This is a genomic window from Pseudonocardia xinjiangensis (genome assembly GCF_050948425.1).
GTDB classification, from domain to species: domain Bacteria; phylum Actinomycetota; class Actinomycetes; order Mycobacteriales; family Pseudonocardiaceae; genus Pseudonocardia; species Pseudonocardia xinjiangensis.
The window spans coordinates 3,883,767-3,899,660 of sequence record NZ_CP192009.1 but is presented as its reverse complement, the minus strand read 5'-3'; the positions used below and the strand labels follow the sequence as shown (position 1 = coordinate 3,899,660).

Annotated in this window: 17 protein-coding genes; 14 read left to right on the top strand and 3 right to left on the bottom strand. The window is 72.6% G+C overall.

Translation table 11 applies throughout. The features are described from left to right. Window positions 1–29: 29 nt before the first annotated feature. From ACQPZA_RS18345 to ACQPZA_RS18320, 6 genes are all read left to right on the top strand, one after another. Entirely contained in the window at window positions 30–227 is a 198-nt protein-coding gene (locus ACQPZA_RS18345; protein WP_169398320.1) for a ubiquitin-like protein Pup, read from the top strand. 65 nt (window positions 228–292) lie between these two features. Beyond that, complete coding sequence (gene prcB, locus ACQPZA_RS18340) at window positions 293–1,150, top strand: proteasome subunit beta (protein ID WP_169398321.1); 858 nt, start codon at window positions 293–295, stop codon at window positions 1,148–1,150. A gap of 57 nt (window positions 1,151–1,207) precedes the next feature. Further along, complete coding sequence (prcA, locus tag ACQPZA_RS18335) at window positions 1,208–2,074, top strand: proteasome subunit alpha (RefSeq protein ID WP_433282589.1); 867 nt, start codon at window positions 1,208–1,210, stop codon at window positions 2,072–2,074. A gap of 79 nt (window positions 2,075–2,153) precedes the next feature. Further along, on the top strand, window positions 2,154–2,534 hold the full coding sequence (locus ACQPZA_RS18330; protein ID WP_433282588.1) for a VOC family protein: 381 nt from the start codon (window positions 2,154–2,156) through the stop codon (window positions 2,532–2,534). A 33-nt stretch (window positions 2,535–2,567) separates the two neighbouring features. Continuing rightward, window positions 2,568–3,437 (top strand): helix-turn-helix transcriptional regulator, encoded by an 870-nt coding sequence (locus ACQPZA_RS18325; RefSeq protein WP_433282586.1) that lies wholly within the window; start codon window positions 2,568–2,570, stop codon window positions 3,435–3,437. A gap of 26 nt (window positions 3,438–3,463) precedes the next feature. After that, the gene (locus ACQPZA_RS18320; RefSeq protein WP_433282584.1) at window positions 3,464–4,216 is read left to right on the top strand and encodes an SDR family NAD(P)-dependent oxidoreductase; all 753 of its coding nucleotides are present in this window, start codon (window positions 3,464–3,466) and stop codon (window positions 4,214–4,216) included. 32 nt (window positions 4,217–4,248) lie between these two features. Here the strand turns inward: ACQPZA_RS18320 and ACQPZA_RS18315 are convergent, their stop codons facing one another. Continuing rightward, entirely contained in the window at window positions 4,249–5,796 is a 1,548-nt protein-coding gene (locus tag ACQPZA_RS18315; protein WP_433282582.1) for a phosphatase PAP2 family protein, read from the bottom strand. Window positions 5,797–6,022: 226 nt separating this feature from the next. Here ACQPZA_RS18315 and pafA point away from each other — a divergent pair, with 226 nt between their 5' ends. Further along, window positions 6,023–7,384: a Pup--protein ligase gene (pafA, locus tag ACQPZA_RS18310; protein ID WP_433282580.1), complete on the top strand. Its 1,362-nt coding sequence runs from the start codon at window positions 6,023–6,025 to the stop codon at window positions 7,382–7,384. A 24-nt stretch (window positions 7,385–7,408) separates the two neighbouring features. On the opposite strand, the gene ACQPZA_RS18305 is transcribed toward pafA, so the two are convergent. Then, on the bottom strand, window positions 7,409–7,663 hold the full coding sequence (locus ACQPZA_RS18305; RefSeq protein ID WP_169398327.1) for a hypothetical protein: 255 nt from the start codon (window positions 7,661–7,663) through the stop codon (window positions 7,409–7,411). A gap of 147 nt (window positions 7,664–7,810) precedes the next feature. Between ACQPZA_RS18305 and ACQPZA_RS18300 the strand changes: the two genes are divergently transcribed. From ACQPZA_RS18300 to tatC, 5 genes are all read left to right on the top strand, one after another. After that, a complete protein-coding gene (locus tag ACQPZA_RS18300; protein WP_433282577.1) occupies window positions 7,811–8,863 on the top strand; it encodes a helix-turn-helix transcriptional regulator in 1,053 nt (350 codons plus the stop codon). Then, complete coding sequence (locus ACQPZA_RS18295) at window positions 8,860–9,849, top strand: helix-turn-helix transcriptional regulator (protein ID WP_433282575.1); 990 nt, start codon at window positions 8,860–8,862, stop codon at window positions 9,847–9,849. The genes ACQPZA_RS18300 and ACQPZA_RS18295 overlap by 4 nt, the downstream gene beginning before the upstream one ends. Next, on the top strand, window positions 9,842–10,030 hold the full coding sequence (locus ACQPZA_RS18290; protein ID WP_169398330.1) for a hypothetical protein: 189 nt from the start codon (window positions 9,842–9,844) through the stop codon (window positions 10,028–10,030). The genes ACQPZA_RS18295 and ACQPZA_RS18290 overlap by 8 nt, the downstream gene beginning before the upstream one ends. Before the next feature lie 97 nt (window positions 10,031–10,127). Next, complete coding sequence (gene tatA / locus ACQPZA_RS18285; protein ID WP_433282573.1) at window positions 10,128–10,463, top strand: Sec-independent protein translocase subunit TatA; 336 nt, start codon at window positions 10,128–10,130, stop codon at window positions 10,461–10,463. A 61-nt stretch (window positions 10,464–10,524) separates the two neighbouring features. Continuing rightward, entirely contained in the window at window positions 10,525–11,466 is a 942-nt protein-coding gene (gene tatC, locus ACQPZA_RS18280; protein WP_169398341.1) for a twin-arginine translocase subunit TatC, read from the top strand. Between the two features lie 16 nt (window positions 11,467–11,482). On the opposite strand, the gene ACQPZA_RS18275 is transcribed toward tatC, so the two are convergent. After that, window positions 11,483–11,980 carry a pyridoxamine 5'-phosphate oxidase family protein gene (locus ACQPZA_RS18275; protein ID WP_433282571.1) on the bottom strand — a complete coding sequence of 166 codons (498 nt, stop codon included), beginning with the start codon at window positions 11,978–11,980 and terminating at the stop codon, window positions 11,483–11,485. A 67-nt stretch (window positions 11,981–12,047) separates the two neighbouring features. On the opposite strand from ACQPZA_RS18275, the gene ACQPZA_RS18270 reads away from it, so the two are divergent. Continuing rightward, a complete protein-coding gene (locus ACQPZA_RS18270; protein WP_169398332.1) occupies window positions 12,048–14,822 on the top strand; it encodes a DEAD/DEAH box helicase in 2,775 nt (924 codons plus the stop codon). A 73-nt stretch (window positions 14,823–14,895) separates the two neighbouring features. Beyond that, on the top strand, window positions 14,896–15,870 hold the full coding sequence (locus ACQPZA_RS18265) for a DUF4333 domain-containing protein (RefSeq protein WP_433282569.1): 975 nt from the start codon (window positions 14,896–14,898) through the stop codon (window positions 15,868–15,870). Window positions 15,871–15,894: the final 24 nt, after the last annotated feature.

Sequence of the window (15,894 nt, the reverse complement as noted above, 5' to 3'; positions counted from 1 at the left end):
GTCCCGGGCAGGCGCGAAGAGGAGACACCATGTCGCAGGAACAGACCAAGCGTCAGGGCGGTGGTGGCGGGGACGACGAGGACGGCGGCGACGCCGCGGCGGCCGGCCAGGAGCGTCGTGAGAAGCTCGGCGAGGATGTCGACACGATCCTCGACGAGATCGACGACGTTCTCGAGGAGAACGCCGAGGACTTCGTCCGGGCCTACGTCCAGAAGGGCGGCCAGTAGCCGCTCCCACCGTCAGCACCAGCACGAGCACCTGCACCCGCACGACGAGAGGCACTCACCTGACCATGGAGCCCCGGCTGCCGGTCGCCCCTTCGGGACCGGGCGCGTACCTTGCGCCCGGCCCGTCGTCATTCACCGACTTCGTCACGGCCAATGCACCGCACCTGCTGCCCGGCCGGATGCCCGAGGGCCTCGCGCCCGGGGCCGCCGGGGCAGGTCTCGGGGTGCCGCACGGCACCACGATCGTGGCGCTCACCTTCTCGGACGGGGTGATCATCGCCGGTGACCGCCGCGCCACGGCAGGCAACGTCATCGCGCAGCGCGACATCGAGAAGGTGTTCATCACCGACTCGCACTCGTCGATCGGGATCGCGGGCTCGGCGGGCATCGCCCTGCAGATGGTCCGGCTGTTCACGGTCGAGCTCGAGCACTACGACAAGATCGAGGGCGTCCCGCTCTCGCTGGACGGCAAGGCCAACAAGCTCGCGAGCATGATCCAGCAGAACCTCGGCGCGGCTCTGCAGGGCTTCGTCGTCGTGCCGCTGTTCGTCGGGTACGACATGGACGCCGCCGACCCGGCGAAGGCCGGTCGCATCATCACCTACGACGCCACCGGCGGGCGCTACGACGAGCTGCTCGGCTACCACTCCGTGGGGTCGGGCTCGGTGTTCGCGAAGTCGTCGCTGAAGAAGCTCTACGACCCGCAGGCCGACCTGGCCGGGGCCGTGCGCACGGCCGTCGAGGCGCTCTACGACGCCGCCGACGACGACACCGCCACCGGTGGGCCGGACCTGGTCCGCAAGATCTACCCGGTGGTCGTCAGCATCACCGCGGAGGAGGGGGCGGTTCGCCGCTCCGAGGAGGAGATGGAGGCGGTCGTCCGGGCGGTCATCGCCGGTCGTACCGAAAGACCCGGCGGATAGCTCACCGGACATGCCTGCCGTGCTCCCCACCCCTGCGACGCCTTTGGAGTCCGCCCCGTGACGATGCCGTTCTACTCCTCCGTCGACCAGCTGCTGCGCGACCGCTCCGAGCTGGCGCGCAAGGGCATCGCCCGCGGCCGCAGCGTCGTCGTGCTCACCTACACCGGTGGCGTGCTGTTCGTCGCCGAGAACCGCTCCAGCGAGAACCGGCCGAGCGCGCTGCGCAAGGTCTCGGAGATCTACGACCGCATCGGCTTCGCCGCGGTCGGGCGCTACAACGAATTCGAGACGTTGCGTAACGCCGGAATCCGGATGGCCGACGTGCGTGGCTACTCCTACGACCGCCGCGACGTCACCGGCCGGATGCTCGCCAACTTCTACGCCCAGGTGCTGGGCACCTCGTTCGTCGAGCAGCAGAAGCCCTACGAGGTGGAGCTGTGCCTCGCCGCGGTCGGCGACACCCCGGACTCCGACGAGCTCTACCGCATCACCTACGACGGCTCGATCACCGACGAGCCGCAGTTCGTGGTGATGGGCGGCACCACCGACCCGATCAGCGCCAAGCTCAAGGAGACCTATCGGTCGGGGCTGGAGCTGGGGGAGGCCATCGGGATCGCCGTGGAGGGCCTGCAGGCCGCCGCCGCCCCCGGTTCGCCCCCCGCGTCAGGCAACGGGGGAGCGCAGGCGGCCAGGGTGCTCGGAGCGAGTGCGCTGGAGGTCGCGGTGCTCGACCGCACGCGCCCACGTCGCACGTTCCGGCGGATCACCGGGCAGGTCCTGCGTGACCTGCTGCCCGAGGCGAACCGCGCCGTCGACGCCCCGCCGGCGCCCACGGTGGCCGGCGGCGACGACCTGCCCGCGGCCAGCGGTGCCGTCGACGGCGAGGAGAGGCAGGGCGACGGACCGTCGTCCAACGGCTCCTGAACCTGCCGAGCAGCACGCTGTGAGCAGCCCGGGCCTGCGCCCTTGACCTGAACCCGGGTCGAGGTCGCAGGCTTGGCGCATGAGTATCGAGCTGAACCACACCATCGTCGCCGCCCGGGACAAGAACGCGGAGGCGCGTTTCGTGGCCGATGTGCTCGGCCTGCCCGGCCCGACGCCGTTCGGGCCGTTCGCCGTGGTGGAGCTGGACAACGGCGTGAGCCTCGACTTCATGGACACCGCTGAGGTGGCCTCGCAGCACTACGCGTTCCTGATCAGCGAGGACGAGTTCGACGCCGTCGCCGCCAGGCTGCGCGAGCGCGGGGTGTCCACCTACGGTGACCCGTTGCACCGGGAGTCGGGGCACAACACCAACGACGGCGGCCGGGGCATGTACTTCTCCTCGCCCGAGGGCCACAACCTCGAGGTGCTCACGCGGCCCTACGGCAGCGGCGCGCAGTAACGGCGTTGTGCCCGGGGGGAGCACCATGACCTGATGGGCAGCTCCCCCCTCTCCACGGATGCGCGGCAGCGGCGTAGCTCCGAGATGCGCGCGTTCCTCCGGTCGCGCCGAGCCCGGGTGAGGCCCGCCGACGTGGGCATGCCGTCGGGCGAGGGCCGCCGCACGCCCGGGCTGCGGCGGGAGGAGGTGGCGGTGCTCGCCGGCGTAGGGGTGTCCTGGTACACCTGGCTCGAGCAGGGACGCGACATCAATGTCTCCGCCGACGTCCTGGACGCCGTGGCCAGGGTGCTGCGCCTGGAGGCCGCCGAGCGCGAGCACCTGTACCTCCTCGCCGGGCTCAACCCGCCGCAGGCGGCGCCGTCCGACGGCCGGGTCCCCGATGCCGTGCGGCGGCTGCTGGAGGGCTGGCTGCCGCGGCCGGCGTACGTCATCGACCGGCACTGGAACGTACTGGCGGTCAACCGCGCGGCGGAGCTCGTGTTCCAGTGCACCGAGTTCGACCACAACTGCCTGGTCAGCTTCTTCACCAACGCCCGCTACCGGGCGGCCGTCGTGGACTGGCACGACGCGGCCCGGGCGATGGTCGGCCTGTTCCGGGCGGACGCCGCCCGTTACCCGGACGATCCGGAGTTCGGCCGCCTGGCCGCGGACATGTGCGCGGCGAGCCCCGCCTTCGCCGAGATCTGGGCGGAACTGCCCGTGGGTGGTCCCACCCACGGCACCAAGGCCCTGGAGATCCCCGGCCTGGGGACGCTGACCTTCGAGGCCACCGTCCTGCCGCTGCCCGAACTGCCCGGCCACCGCCTGTCGCTGCACACCCCCGCACCCGGGACGGGAACGCAGGCCCTGCTGGAGCGTTTGGTGGTGGTGTCGGACCCAGGTTCGGCCGACACTGCCGCGTAGGCCCGCGCCGCTCGACGATCGTCGGCATGCAGCGATTCACGAACAAGACGGTCCTGATCACCGGCGGCACCAGCGGCATCGGGTTCGCGACGGCGCGCAGGTTTCTCGACGAGGGCGCCTACGTCGTCATCACCGGGCGCGACCAGGCCCGCCTCGACGCCGCGGCAGAACGCCTGGGCTCGGGGCGGGTCCTGCCCGTTCGCGCGGACGTCAGCGTCGACGCCGACCTCGATCTGCTCGTGCGGCGCGTCGAGACCTGGCGCGGTGCCCTCGACGTGGTCTTCGCCAATGCCGGAGTGGCGGACTTCCGGCCGGAGCTCACCCCGGCGGATGTCGACCACACCGTCGGAATCAACTTCGTGGGGGTGTTCTTCACGATCCAGAAGGCGCTGCCGCTGATGGGCGAGGGAGGCGCCGTCGTCATCAACGCCTCGTGGACCGCGCACCGCGGCCTCCCGGTGGCCGCGATCTACGCCGCCACCAAGGCCGCCGTGCACAGTCTCGCCCGCACGCTCGGCACCGGCCTCGCGGCGCGTGGCATCCGCGTCAACTCCGTCAGCCCCGGCTACATCGAGACCGAGATGTACCGGTCCGCCATCGACCCTGCCGCGGAGACCCGCATCACGGCGGAGGTGCCGCTCGGCTCGCTCGGTCACCCCGACGACGTCGCCGCTGCCGTCGCCTTCCTGGCCTCGGACGACGCGTCGTACATCACCGGTCAGGACCTCGTCATCGACGGCGGTCTCGTGGGAGCGGCACCCCGGGGGCTGCGCCTGTGACAGCCGTACGCCGGCCGTAGTGGGACGTCGACTCAGCCGACGAAAGGGCGGTCGCGCCCGGTCCACCGGTCCTCGTGGCGCCGGTAGACGGGGATGGCGTCCTTCGCGACGCGAAACCGGTACCGCCCGGCCTCCTCGACGACCTCGCCGTCGGTGGCGAGCATCCCGGGCACCGTGAGCTCCACCTCCAGCTCCGCCACCTCGCGCTGGTGGTACACCCGGCTGTGCCCGAGCGCACCGAGCAGCAGCGCGGCGATGGCCCGCAGCCGGGAGAACCGCACGTCGGCGCGCAGCCAGCGCACGTCCAGCAGCCCGGAGTCGAGCGAGGGGCGCCACGCCGGCACCGCGCCACGCGGGTGGTAGGGCCCGTTGCCGACGAACAGGAACCAGACCGACGTCCAGCGACCGTCGATCCTGATCTCGACGGGCTCGGCGCGGTGCAGCACCACCACGAGCGCCGCGGCGAAGGCGGGCCACTTGCCCCACCGCGGCTGCCACTTCTCCCGCAGCCGGACGAGGTCGGGGTAGGAGCCGAGGCTCGCGGTGTTGATGAAGCAGCGCAGCCGCTCGATCTGCTCGCCGTCCGGGTCGGCACCGGCGTCGGGGAGCACGTCGATCAGGCCGAGGTCGACGGCGACGGCCTCGCCCGCGCCGGTGGCGTCCACGGCCTCCTGCATGTCGTAGATGCCCACGTCGCGGGCGAAGTGGTTGAGCGTGCCGGCGGGCACCACCACCATGGGCAGGCGGCGCCGCCCGGCCACCGCGGCCGCGGCGGCCACCGTGCCGTCACCGCCGGCAACACCGATCGCGCGTACCCAGTCCTCCCGCTCGGCCACGGCGGCGTCGAGCTGCTCGTCGAGGTCGCGCTCCGGGTCCGCGCGCAGCACCACGGCCTTCGGGAGCGCCGTCTCCAGGTCGTTCGCCGGGTCGTACTCCTGGTCGCCGGAACGCTGGTTGGACACGATCACCAGGCCCTCGCCGCGGGGGAGCTCGGGCACCGTGTCGAGTGGACGGGCCCTCGCCTCGTCGGTGCTGCGCACCGGCCACCAGCGGCGGGTGGCCAGCGCGACACCGGTGCCGACGGCCGCGCCGGCGAGCACGTCAGAGCCCCAGTGCACGCCCACGTGCACCCGGGAGTAGGCCACCGACGCCGCCAGCGGGGCCATGACGAGCCCGAGGCGCGGGCTCTCCAGCGCCACGGCGGTGGCGAAGGCCGCGGCCGACGCCGCGTGCCCCGACGGGAACGACGACGAGGTCGGCGGGTTGTCGATGGTCTGGTAGGCGGGCAGCTCCGCCGCAGCCGGACGCCTGCGGGGCAGCACCGGCTTGAGCAACGCGTTCGCCGTGCCGCTCGCCCCCGCGATGGCGAGCAGGCCCCGGGCCGCGGCCTTGCGGCTCGCGCCCCGCCGCGACGCCAGTAGCGCGGCGATCGCGAACCACAGCAGGCTGTGGTTCGCGGCGGTCGACACGCTCTTCATCGCCGTGTCGAGCGGTGACGGAGGCATCGAGGAGATCGCCCGTGAGATGGCGCGATCGGCATCGTTCACCTCGTCGGCGGCCCGCCGAAACCAGGAAATCACGGGCCGACACTACGCAGGCGATCGTCCATCCGCCGGACGCCCCGCCGCCGGGTGGAACGGAGCCGGGCGGCCCGTCGAACACCCCCCAACGCTCGGCGGGCCGCCTGCGGAGCAACGCTAATGGCGCAGCGTCAGCGCAGCATCGGTAGAACTACCCGGACGACCCACCCGAACCGGTCGGTCACAGCCATGACATGAGGGGGGTCTCTCCGCCTACGCTGAGGGGATGCAGCGGCGGATCTACGGTGTGGAGACTGAGTTCGGGGTCACCTGCACCTTTCACGGACAGCGGCGCCTCTCGCCCGACGAGGTGGCTCGCTACCTGTTCCGCCGGGTCGTGTCGTGGGGGCGCTCGTCGAACGTCTTCCTGCGCAACGGTGCCCGGCTCTACCTCGACGTGGGGAGCCACCCGGAGTACGCCACCGCCGAGTGCGACTCGCTCACCCAGCTCGTCGCCCACGACAAGGCCGGTGAGCGGATCCTCGAGGACCTTCTCGTCGACGCCGAGCGCCGGCTCGTCGACGAGGGCATCGGCGGCGACATCTACCTGTTCAAGAACAACACCGACTCGGCGGGCAACTCCTACGGGTGCCACGAGAACTACCTGGTCGCCCGGGCCGGGGAGTTCTCCCGCATCGCCGACGTGCTGCTGCCCTTCCTGGTCACCCGCCAGCTGATCTGCGGTGCCGGCAAGGTGCTGCAGACCCCGCGCGGCGCCGTGTACTGCCTGTCGCAGCGCGCCGAGCACATCTGGGAGGGCGTGTCCTCGGCGACCACGCGCTCGCGCCCGATCATCAACACCCGCGACGAGCCCCACGCCGACGCCGAGCGCTACCGCAGGCTGCACGTGATCGTCGGCGACTCCAACATGTCCGAGGTCACCACCCTGCTCAAGGTGGGGTCGGCCACCCTCGTGCTGGAGATGATCGAGGCCGGGGTCCAGTTCCGGGACTTCACGCTCGACAACCCGATCCGCGCGATCCGCGAGATCAGCCACGACCTGACCGGCAGGCGCACGGTGCGGCTCGCCGGCGGGCGGGAGGCGAGCGCGCTCGACATCCAGCGCGAGTACTACGGCCGCGCCGTCGAGCACGTCGCCACCCGCGGCACCGAGGACCCGACGATGCAGCGGGTGCTCGACCTGTGGGGCCGCACGCTGGACGCCGTCGAGTCGCAGAACCTGTCGCTCATCGACCGCGAGATCGACTGGGCGATCAAGCACCGCCTGGTGGAGCGCTACCGCGAGCGCAACGACATGGACCTCGCCAACCCGCGCATCGCCCAGCTGGATCTCGCCTACCACGACATCCGGCGCGGCCGCGGGCTGTTCGACCTGCTCCAGCGCAAGGGCATGGTCGACCGGGTCACCGACGACGGTGAGATCGAGGCCGCGAAGGACACCCCGCCGCAGACCACGCGGGCCAAGCTGCGCGGTGACTTCATCGCCGCCGCCCAGGCCGCCGGGCGCGACTTCACCGTCGACTGGGTGCACCTCAAGCTCAACGACCAGGCGCAGCGCACCGTGCTGTGCAAGGACCCCTTCCGGTCGGTCGACGAGCGCGTGGACCGGCTGATCGCCTCGCTGTAGTCCCCAGGGCTGCTGGTCCCGGCGTTACTGCTCGCCGAACATCTTGGCGCGCAGCTGGGCCAGCTCGTCCTGCACGATCGGGGAGGTCACGCTCTCGTCATTGCGTCCGGGCTCGATGCCGAACGCCCGCAGCAGCGCGGTGGCCGGCACCGCCGGGTCACCCGCCTCGCCGAGCACGGGGTGCAGGCCCTGGTCGGCGAGGTGGTGGAACACGAGGTTGACCACGGTCCAGGGGTTGAACGTCTCGACACTGCGGTCTGCATCGACACTGTCGTTCACGGTGCCTCTTCCGGTCCGTTGGTGGTCCGTCGAGCGTGGGCTCGGGCGGGTTGCCCGGTCAAGGGCCCGGGTGTCGCAAGCTGAGACACCCGACCAGGTTGCGCCGGTCGCCCACGGCGGGAGCGTCGCCGGCCGTACGATGCCGACGTGTCCTCTGCGCGGGCCGAGCGTCTGGTGAACCTCGTGCTCTGCCTGCTGTCCACCCGCCAGTTCCTGCCCGCCGAGCGGATCCGCCAGATCGTGCCCGGCTACGCCGACGCGCGCGGCGACGACGCGTTCTTCCGCATGTTCGAGCGCGACAAGAACGAGCTGCGCGAGCTGGGCGTGCCGCTGGAGACCGGCCGCCTCTCGAGCTTCGACACCGTCGACGGCTACCGCATCGCGCGTCAGGACTACGAGCTCGGCGACATCGACCTGGAGCCCGACGAGGCGGCCGCCGTCGCGCTCGCGGCCCGGCTGTGGGATTCCCCCGACCTCGCGGCACCTGCCCACAGCGCGCTGGTCAAGCTGCGTGCCGCCGGCGTCGAGGTCGACGAGGACCAGGGCCGCGTGCAGCCCCGGGTGCGGACCACCGAGCCGGCGTTCGGGCCGCTGCTGGCCGCCGTGCGCTCGGGGCGCGTGGTCATGTTCCAGCACCGTCGCGGTGGTCCGGGCGGGCCCCTGCAGCGGCGCATCGTGGAGCCGTGGGGCGTGGTGTCCTGGCGGGGGCGGTGGTACCTCGTGGGCCACGACCGCGACCGCAACGCGCCACGCTCGTTCCGGGTGTCGCGGATCAGTGAGTCCGTCACAGCCATCGGTCCGGCCGGTGCCGTCACGGTGCCCGCCGACATCGACCTCATGGCGATGGTGCGCCACAACGTCGACCCGCCCGCGGTCAGCGGCACCGCCAGGGTGTGGGTGGCCGACGGCAGGGCACACGGGCTGCGCCGGCTGGCGAGGGTGATCGGGCCGCGCTCCCACGGCGGCCGGGCGGGCGACGAGCTGGAGCTCGACCTGCGCAGCGTCGACACCGTCGCTCGCTGGCTCGCGGGCCACGGCCCCGACGTCGTGGTGCTTGCCCCGGAGAGCCTCGCGGAGGCGGTCCGCGGCAACTGGGCGGCCGCGGCGGCGGCCCACTCGCGCACCGACGCCCCCGGCGCGGCCGTGCTGGGGCCCGCCGGTCGCACGCGGCGACCGGACCGGGCCGGGACGGTGCGGTGAGCACCGGCGGGGTCACCGAGCGGCTGCCGCGGCTGCTGTCGCTCGTGCCCTACCTGCTGGCGCGGCCGGGGGTCCTGGTCGCCGAGGTCGCCGCCGACTTCGGCGTCACCGAACGGCAGCTGCGCCGCGACCTCGAACTGCTCTGGATGTGCGGTCTCCCCGGCTACGGCCCGGGCGACCTGGTGGACCTGTCGTTCGCGGGCGACACCGTCACCGTCACCCACGACGCCGGGATGCGGCGCCCGCTGCGGCTCACCACCGCCGAGGCCACGGCCCTGCTCGTCGCGCTGCGCACGCTGGCCGAGATGCCCGGCATGGTCGACACGGCGGCCGTGCAGCGGGCCACCGCGAAGATCGAGCGGGCCGTCGGCGACGCGGGGCACGTCGGCGTGGCCGTCGACCTGCCGCACGAGGAGGCGGCCACCACCGCGGCCGTCCGCGAGGCACTGGCCGCAGGCCGCGCGCTGCGCATCGTCTACTACACCGCCGGACGCGACGCGGTGTCGCAGCGCACCATCGACCCGATGCGGCTGCTGGTCGTGGAGGGCCGCGGCTACCTGGAGGCGTGGTGCCGCCGCGCGGAGGCGGTCCGGATGTTCCGGCTGGACCGGGTGGAGGAGGTCGAGGAGCTCGACGAGCCCGCGGCACCGCCGCCCGACGCCGAGCCCGCCGACGTGTCCGAGGGCCTGTTCCGCCCGAGCGCGGAGCACCGGTCGGCCGTGCTGCTGCTCGAGCCCGAGGCCCGGTGGGTGGCCGAGTACTACCCCGTCGACGACGTCGTGGAGCTCGACGACGGCCGGGCCAGGGTGCTGCTGCGCTACGCGGACCCGGCGTGGCTGGTGCGGCTGGTGCTGGGGCTCGGCGGTGGCGCGCGGCTGCTGGAGCCGCCGGAGCTGGTCGACGCCGTGGCAGCCCGGGCCCGGGAGGCGCTGGCCGCCGCGACGGGCCGGCACGTGGACGAGGACGGGACGACGAACGGTGACTGACATGCTGCCCGCACTGGTGACGGTCGCGGCCGGTCTCGTGGTGCTGGTGCTCGTGGTGCTGCTGGCGCTGCGGCCGGTGCGACGGCTGCGGCGCGCGAGCACCGCGCTCCGTGACGACACGAGTGCGCGGATGGCGGTTCTGGAGGACTTGGTGAACGCGCGGCAACACCGTCACGAATGAGTGACGACCACTGCGTACGACACGGGCCGCGCCCGGATCGGGCGTTCCGGGCGGCGTAGACTCCCCCTCACGTGTCCACGGCGGAAGGACGAGAATCATGCCGAGCCTCGGCGGCTGGGAGTTCGTGATCCTCATCGGGATCTTGGTGCTGTTGTTCGGTGCGAAACGACTGCCGGACATGGCCCGGTCCATCGGACAGTCCGCCCGCGTGTTCAAGGGTGAGATGAAGGGCATGAAGGGCGACGACGCGCCGGCCGGCGACGCCACCACCACCACGACCGAGAAGCCCGCCGCAGCGCCTGCGCCGCCCGCGGCCCTTCCCACGGCGCAGCCGGCCCCGCAGACCACGCCGGTGCAGGCCACACCGGTCCAGGACACCCGGTCGGAGAGCGCCCGCGCCACCCAGCCGGGCCCCACCACCACCGGGCAGTAGCCCCAGCACGGTGGCCAGAATCTCCTTGCGGCGCAGAAGGCCGAAGAACCCCGACGGCACGATGACGCTCGTCGAGCACCTCTACGAGCTGCGCAACCGCCTCGCCATCGCCCTCGTGGCCATCGCGATCACCACGATCGTCGGCTACATCTGGTACGGCATGAGCTTCTTCGGTCTGCCCAGCCTCGGTGACCTGCTCAAGGAGCCCTACTGCGCCATCCCCGCCACCTCGCGCGGCCAGTTCAGCGCCGACCCCAATGCCTGCACGCTGCTGGCCACGGGTCCGTTCGACCAGTTCAACCTGCGGCTCAAGGTTGCGATGACCGCGGGCATCGTGCTGGCCTGCCCGGTGTGGCTGTACCAGCTGTGGGGGTTCATCACCCCCGGTCTCTACGCGAAGGAGCGGCGCTACGCGCTGAGCTTCGTCTCCGTGGCCGCGGTGCTGTTCGTGTTCGGGGCGGTGCTGGCCTTCTTCGTGGTCACCCAGGGCCTGAGCTTCCTGCTCAGCATCGGCGACGAGGTCCAGACCACCGCGCTCACCGGTGAGTACTACTTCGGATTCATCATCGCGCTGCTGCTGATCTTCGGGGTGAGTTTCGAGATCCCGCTTCTCGTGGTGATGCTCAATCTCGCCGGAGTGATCTCCTACGCCAAGCTCAAGGAGTGGCGCCGGGGACTGATCTTCGCCCTCTTCGTGTTCGCTGCGATCGCGACTCCGGGCCAGGACCCCATTTCGATGCTCGCGCTCGCGCTCGCCCTCGTGCTGCTCTTCGAGATCGCCATCCAGATCACGAGGCTCAACGACAAGCGCCGGGCCGCCCGCCGGGCCGCCGAGGGCTGGGACAGCTGGGATCCCGACGCCCCCAGCCCGATCGACACCACACCCAGCTCGCTCGACATCACCCCGAGCACGATCCCCGAGCCCAGCCCGATCGAGCGTCCGGGCCCGGTCGAGGTGTCACCGGCGTCCGAGGCCGCCCGCCGGGTGGAGGACGCCACCTGAGCCGGCCGGTCCGCCCCTAGCGGCTGACCGCCTCGCGCCACACCATGACCTTGTCGTTCTTGCCCTCGAGCAGCACCGCCGCCGGCTGCACGTGCAGCCGCCACGGGTCCAGCCGCAGGGCGGCGAAGCCCGGGGAGAGCGGGCCGTCCCAGCCGGGGATGATCGCCGGGTCGTACCCGACGGGCGCCGGGGCGGACCGGAAGCGGTCCCACAGCTCGGTGCGCGTCTCGTCGTCGGTGTGCAGGCTGGCGCGGCACTGGGCGCTCGCGGTGTCGTGGGACGGGTCCCAGTAGGTCAGCGAGACGTAGGGGTGGGCGGCGAGGTGCGCCTGCTTGGTCGGCGTCGGACCGGTGGCGATCCAGCCCGTCAGGCGCTCCCCGTCCCACAGCCAGATCGGATGCAGCACGCGGGTCCAGGGCCTGCCCTGTGCGTCCACGGTGGCGGCGCTGGCCCAGACGATCCGATGGGCCATCTCGATGAAGGCGGGAGCGGCTTCGGAGAGAGAGGAAGACACGGGATGACCTTCTCACGAGGCTCATACCGCCCACTGTGAGCGGGCACGCCGGGTCGACCTTGCGCCGATGTGGAAACCTGGGCCGGTGGCCAGCAGCAATCCTGCTCCCGCGGAGGCCTACGCCGCCGCCAGGAGCCGAGCCGCACGTCCCCGACTTGCCGAGTTCGCGGGGAGTCTCCCCTTCGAGCTCGACGGCTTCCAGTACACGGCGTGTTCGGCCCTCGAGGACGGGCACGGCGTCCTCGTCTGTGCCCCGACCGGCGCGGGAAAGACCGTGGTCGGTGAGTTCGCCGTGCACCTGGCGCTCGCCCAGGGTCTCAAGTGCTTCTACACGACGCCGATCAAGGCGCTGTCGAACCAGAAGTTCGCCGACCTCGTGGAGCGCCACGGTGCCGATGCCGTGGGGCTGCTGACGGGCGACACCGTCGTCAACGGGGACGCGCAGGTGGTGGTGATGACCACCGAGGTCCTGCGCAACATGATCTACGCCGGGTCGCGGCAGCTCGAGCATCTGGGCTTCGTGGTGATGGACGAGGTGCACTACCTCGCCGACCGCTTCCGCGGGGCCGTCTGGGAGGAGGTGATCCTCCAGCTCCCCGAGCACGTCGCGCTGGTGAGCCTGTCGGCCACGGTCAGCAACGCCGAGGAGTTCGGCGACTGGTTGGTGACCGTGCGCGGCGACACCACGGTGGTCGTCGACGAACACCGGCCGGTACCGCTGTGGCAGCACATGATGGTCGGCAACCGGCTGCTGGACCTGTTCGCGGGCGAGGACAGCGCCGGTGAGCTGCAGGTCGACCCGGACCTCGTCCGGTACACGCGCGACCTCGACCGCCAGAGCGCTGTGTGGGACCGGGGCCGCGGGCGCGGCTCGCGCGGCGGCGGGAACGGCCGGTCCTCCACCCGCTTCCGGCCCCCGTCGCGCACCACCGTGATCGACCGGCTCGACCGCAACGGGCTCCTGCCCGCGATCACGTTCGTGTTCAGCCGGGCGGGCTGCGACGCCGCGGTCGGCCAGTGCGTTCGCTCGGGCCTGCGGCTCACCACCGAGGCCGAGGCCGTGGAGATCCGGCGCACGGTGGAGCGGCGCACCGTCGACCTCCCGCAGGGCGACCTCGCCGTCCTCGGGTACTGGGAGTGGCTCGAGGCGCTGGAGCGCGGGATCGCGGCGCACCACGCCGGGATGCTGCCCGCGTTCAAGGAGACCGTGGAGGAGCTGTTCGTCCGGGGCCTGGTCCGGGCGGTGTTCGCCACGGAGACCCTCGCCCTCGGGATCAACATGCCCGCCCGCACCGTGGTGCTCGAACGGCTGGTCAAGTTCAACGGCGAGTCGCACGCCGACCTGACCCCGGGCGAGTACACGCAGCTCACCGGCCGGGCCGGCCGCCGCGGTATCGACGTCGAGGGCCACGCGGTCGTCGTCTGGCAGCCGGGGGTCGACCCCGTTCAGGTCGCGGGGCTGGCCTCCACGCGCACCTACCCGCTGCGCAGCTCGTTCCGGCCCGGCTACAACATGGCCGTCAACCTCGTCGGACGGCTCGGCACGGACTCCGCCCGCGACCTGCTGGAGCAGTCGCTCGGGCAGTTCCAGGCCGACCGCTCGGTGGTCGGGCTGGCCCGGCGGATCGAGCGCAACACCGAGGCGCTGGCGGGATACGGCGAGTCGATGCAGTGCCATCTCGGCGACTTCGCCGAGTACGCCGGGCTGCGCCGCCAGGTGAGCGAGCGGGAGAAGGCACTGTCGCGCCAGGGCGTGGCCGACAGCCGGGAGGCCGCGGCCGACTCGCTCCGGTCACTGCGGGCCGGTGACGTCATCGCCGTGCCCGGCGGTCGCCGGGCCGGCCTCGCCGTGGTGCTCGACCCCGGTCTGAGCAACGGGGACGAGCCGCGCCCGCTCGTACTGAGCGAGGACCGGTGGGCGGGCCGGCTCTCGCCCGCCGACTTCCCGACCCCGGTGGAGCCCCTCGGGCGGATGCGGCTGCCCAAGCGGGTCGACCACCGGACGCCGAGCGTGCGCCGCGACCTCGCGTCGTCGCTGCGCAACACGGGGATCGTGGCTCCGACCGTGCAGCGTCGGCGCTCGCGAGGCGCGAGCGCCGACGACCCCGAGCTCGCGACGCTGCGCCGCGCCCTGCGTGTGCATCCCTGCCACGGCTGCGACGACCGCGAGGCGCACGCCCGGTGGGCCGACCGGTACGCCCGCCTGGAGCGGGAGACCGAGCAGCTGCAGCAGAAGGTGCGGGCCACCACCCACTCCCTCGCGAGGGCGTTCGACCGGATCCGCTCCCTGCTGGGGGAGCGCGGCTATCTCGACGGGGACGAGGTCACCGAGCACGGCGAGCGGCTGGCCCGGCTGTGGGGTGAGTCCGACCTGCTCACCGCGGAGTGCCTGCGCCACGGCACCTGGGACGGGTTGGAGCCCGCGGAGCTGGCGGCCGTCGTGTCGGCGCTGGTGTACGAGTCGCGCCGGGACAACGGCCAGATGCCCCAGGTGCCGTCGGGTGCCGTGGCCGAGGCGCTGGCGAACACGGTGCGGATCTGGGCGGAGCTGGAGGGCGACGAGCGCAGGCACCGCGTGGACCGCACCCGCGAGCCCGATCTCGGATTCGCGTGGCCGATCTACCGCTGGGCGCGTGGTGAGTCGCTGTCGGTCGTGCTCACCGCGGCGGAGCAGAACGGCGCCGAGCTCTCGGCGGGCGACTTCGTGCGCTGGTGCCGTCAGGTGCTCGACCTGCTCGACCAGATCGCCGGCGTCACCGGCCGCGGCAGCGCGGTGGGCCGGGCGGCGACGCAGGCGGTCGCCGCCGTCCGGCGGGGCGTGGTGGCGGTGGGAACCGTCTGAGCAGGGTGTCCCGTTCGTGGAGGCACCCCTTGTGCTTGGATCTCCGGACCGCACGCTTGCAGAAAGGTCTGCGATGAGCACGCCCCAGGGCCCCTCGACCCCGCAAGGCACCCCACCCGGGCAGCCCGCGGAGCAACCGGCATGGGGCCAGCAGCCGCCCGGGGGCTGGGGGCAGGCACAGCAGGACGTCGAGCTGGATCCGGACGAGACGGGCGCCGTGCCCACCCAGAGCGCCCCCGAGCACGATCCGCCGCCGAAGCCGGCGGAGTTCGGCAAGTCCCGGCAGCAGCAACAGCAGCAGACCGAGACGCTGCCGGCGATGCCACCGCTCGGGCGGCCACCGCAACAGCCACCTGCGCCACCCCAGCCCTCTCCGGGGGGCCAGCCCGCCCAGCCACCACAGGCGGGTCCGGGGGGCCCGGGAGGCCCGGGAGGCCCGGGAGGCCCGGGGCCGAAGCTGCCTCAACTACCCCAGCACGGGCTGCCACAGCTGGGGCAGCCCACGGCCGGCGTCCCGCTCTTCGGCCAGGCACCCCCGCCGGGGCAGCCGCCTTACGTGCAGCCGTCGTTCGGCCGGCCTCAGCAGGGCCCCGGCCAGCAGTACGGCCAGCCGGGACCGGGTCCCGCTCCGTTCGGATCGCCCGGCTGGGGGCTCAGCCAGCAGCCCACCCAGCAGTTCCCGGGGCAGCCGCAGGCCGCTACGCAGCGGGCCCCGCAGGCTCCGGAGCAGCGCGGCGGCGTCAAGCGCCTGCTCCCGATCGTCCTCGGCGGCATCGCGGTCGTCGCCCTCGTCGCGTTGCTGGGCTTCGTGACGCCGGGCTTCTTCGTCACCCGCGTCTTCGACCCCGTCGCCCTGCAGAGCGGCGTGCAGCACGTCCTCACGCAGAACTACCACATGGACGTCGCCGGAGTGCGCTGCGCGGAGGGGATCCGCGTCGACGAGGGCACCAGGTTCGAGTGCGACGCCACGGTCGACGGCGCCTCGGTGAAGGTCCCGATCATCGTCACGGGATCGGACGGTTCCTACGAGGTGGGGCGTCCCAGCTAGTCAGCTGGTACCGAAAGCGATGTC

What these genes read in the sequence shown, in the direction of transcription:
- ACQPZA_RS18325 (WP_433282586.1), top strand. Translation starts at nt 2,568, where the DNA reads ATGGGCAGCTCCCCCCTCTCCACGGATGCGCGGCAGCGGCGTAGCTCC.
- tatA (WP_433282573.1), top strand. Translation starts at nt 10,128, where the DNA reads ATGCCGAGCCTCGGCGGCTGGGAGTTCGTGATCCTCATCGGGATCTTG.
- ACQPZA_RS18320 (WP_433282584.1), top strand. Translation starts at nt 3,464, where the DNA reads ATGCAGCGATTCACGAACAAGACGGTCCTGATCACCGGCGGCACCAGC.
- ACQPZA_RS18270 (WP_169398332.1), top strand. Translation starts at nt 12,048, where the DNA reads ATGTGGAAACCTGGGCCGGTGGCCAGCAGCAATCCTGCTCCCGCGGAG.
- tatC (WP_169398341.1), top strand. Translation starts at nt 10,525, where the DNA reads ATGACGCTCGTCGAGCACCTCTACGAGCTGCGCAACCGCCTCGCCATC.
- ACQPZA_RS18345 (WP_169398320.1), top strand. Translation starts at nt 30, where the DNA reads ATGTCGCAGGAACAGACCAAGCGTCAGGGCGGTGGTGGCGGGGACGAC.
- ACQPZA_RS18330 (WP_433282588.1), top strand. Translation starts at nt 2,154, where the DNA reads ATGAGTATCGAGCTGAACCACACCATCGTCGCCGCCCGGGACAAGAAC.
- prcB (WP_169398321.1), top strand. Translation starts at nt 293, where the DNA reads ATGGAGCCCCGGCTGCCGGTCGCCCCTTCGGGACCGGGCGCGTACCTT.
- ACQPZA_RS18265 (WP_433282569.1), top strand. Translation starts at nt 14,896, where the DNA reads ATGAGCACGCCCCAGGGCCCCTCGACCCCGCAAGGCACCCCACCCGGG.
- pafA (WP_433282580.1), top strand. Translation starts at nt 6,023, where the DNA reads ATGCAGCGGCGGATCTACGGTGTGGAGACTGAGTTCGGGGTCACCTGC.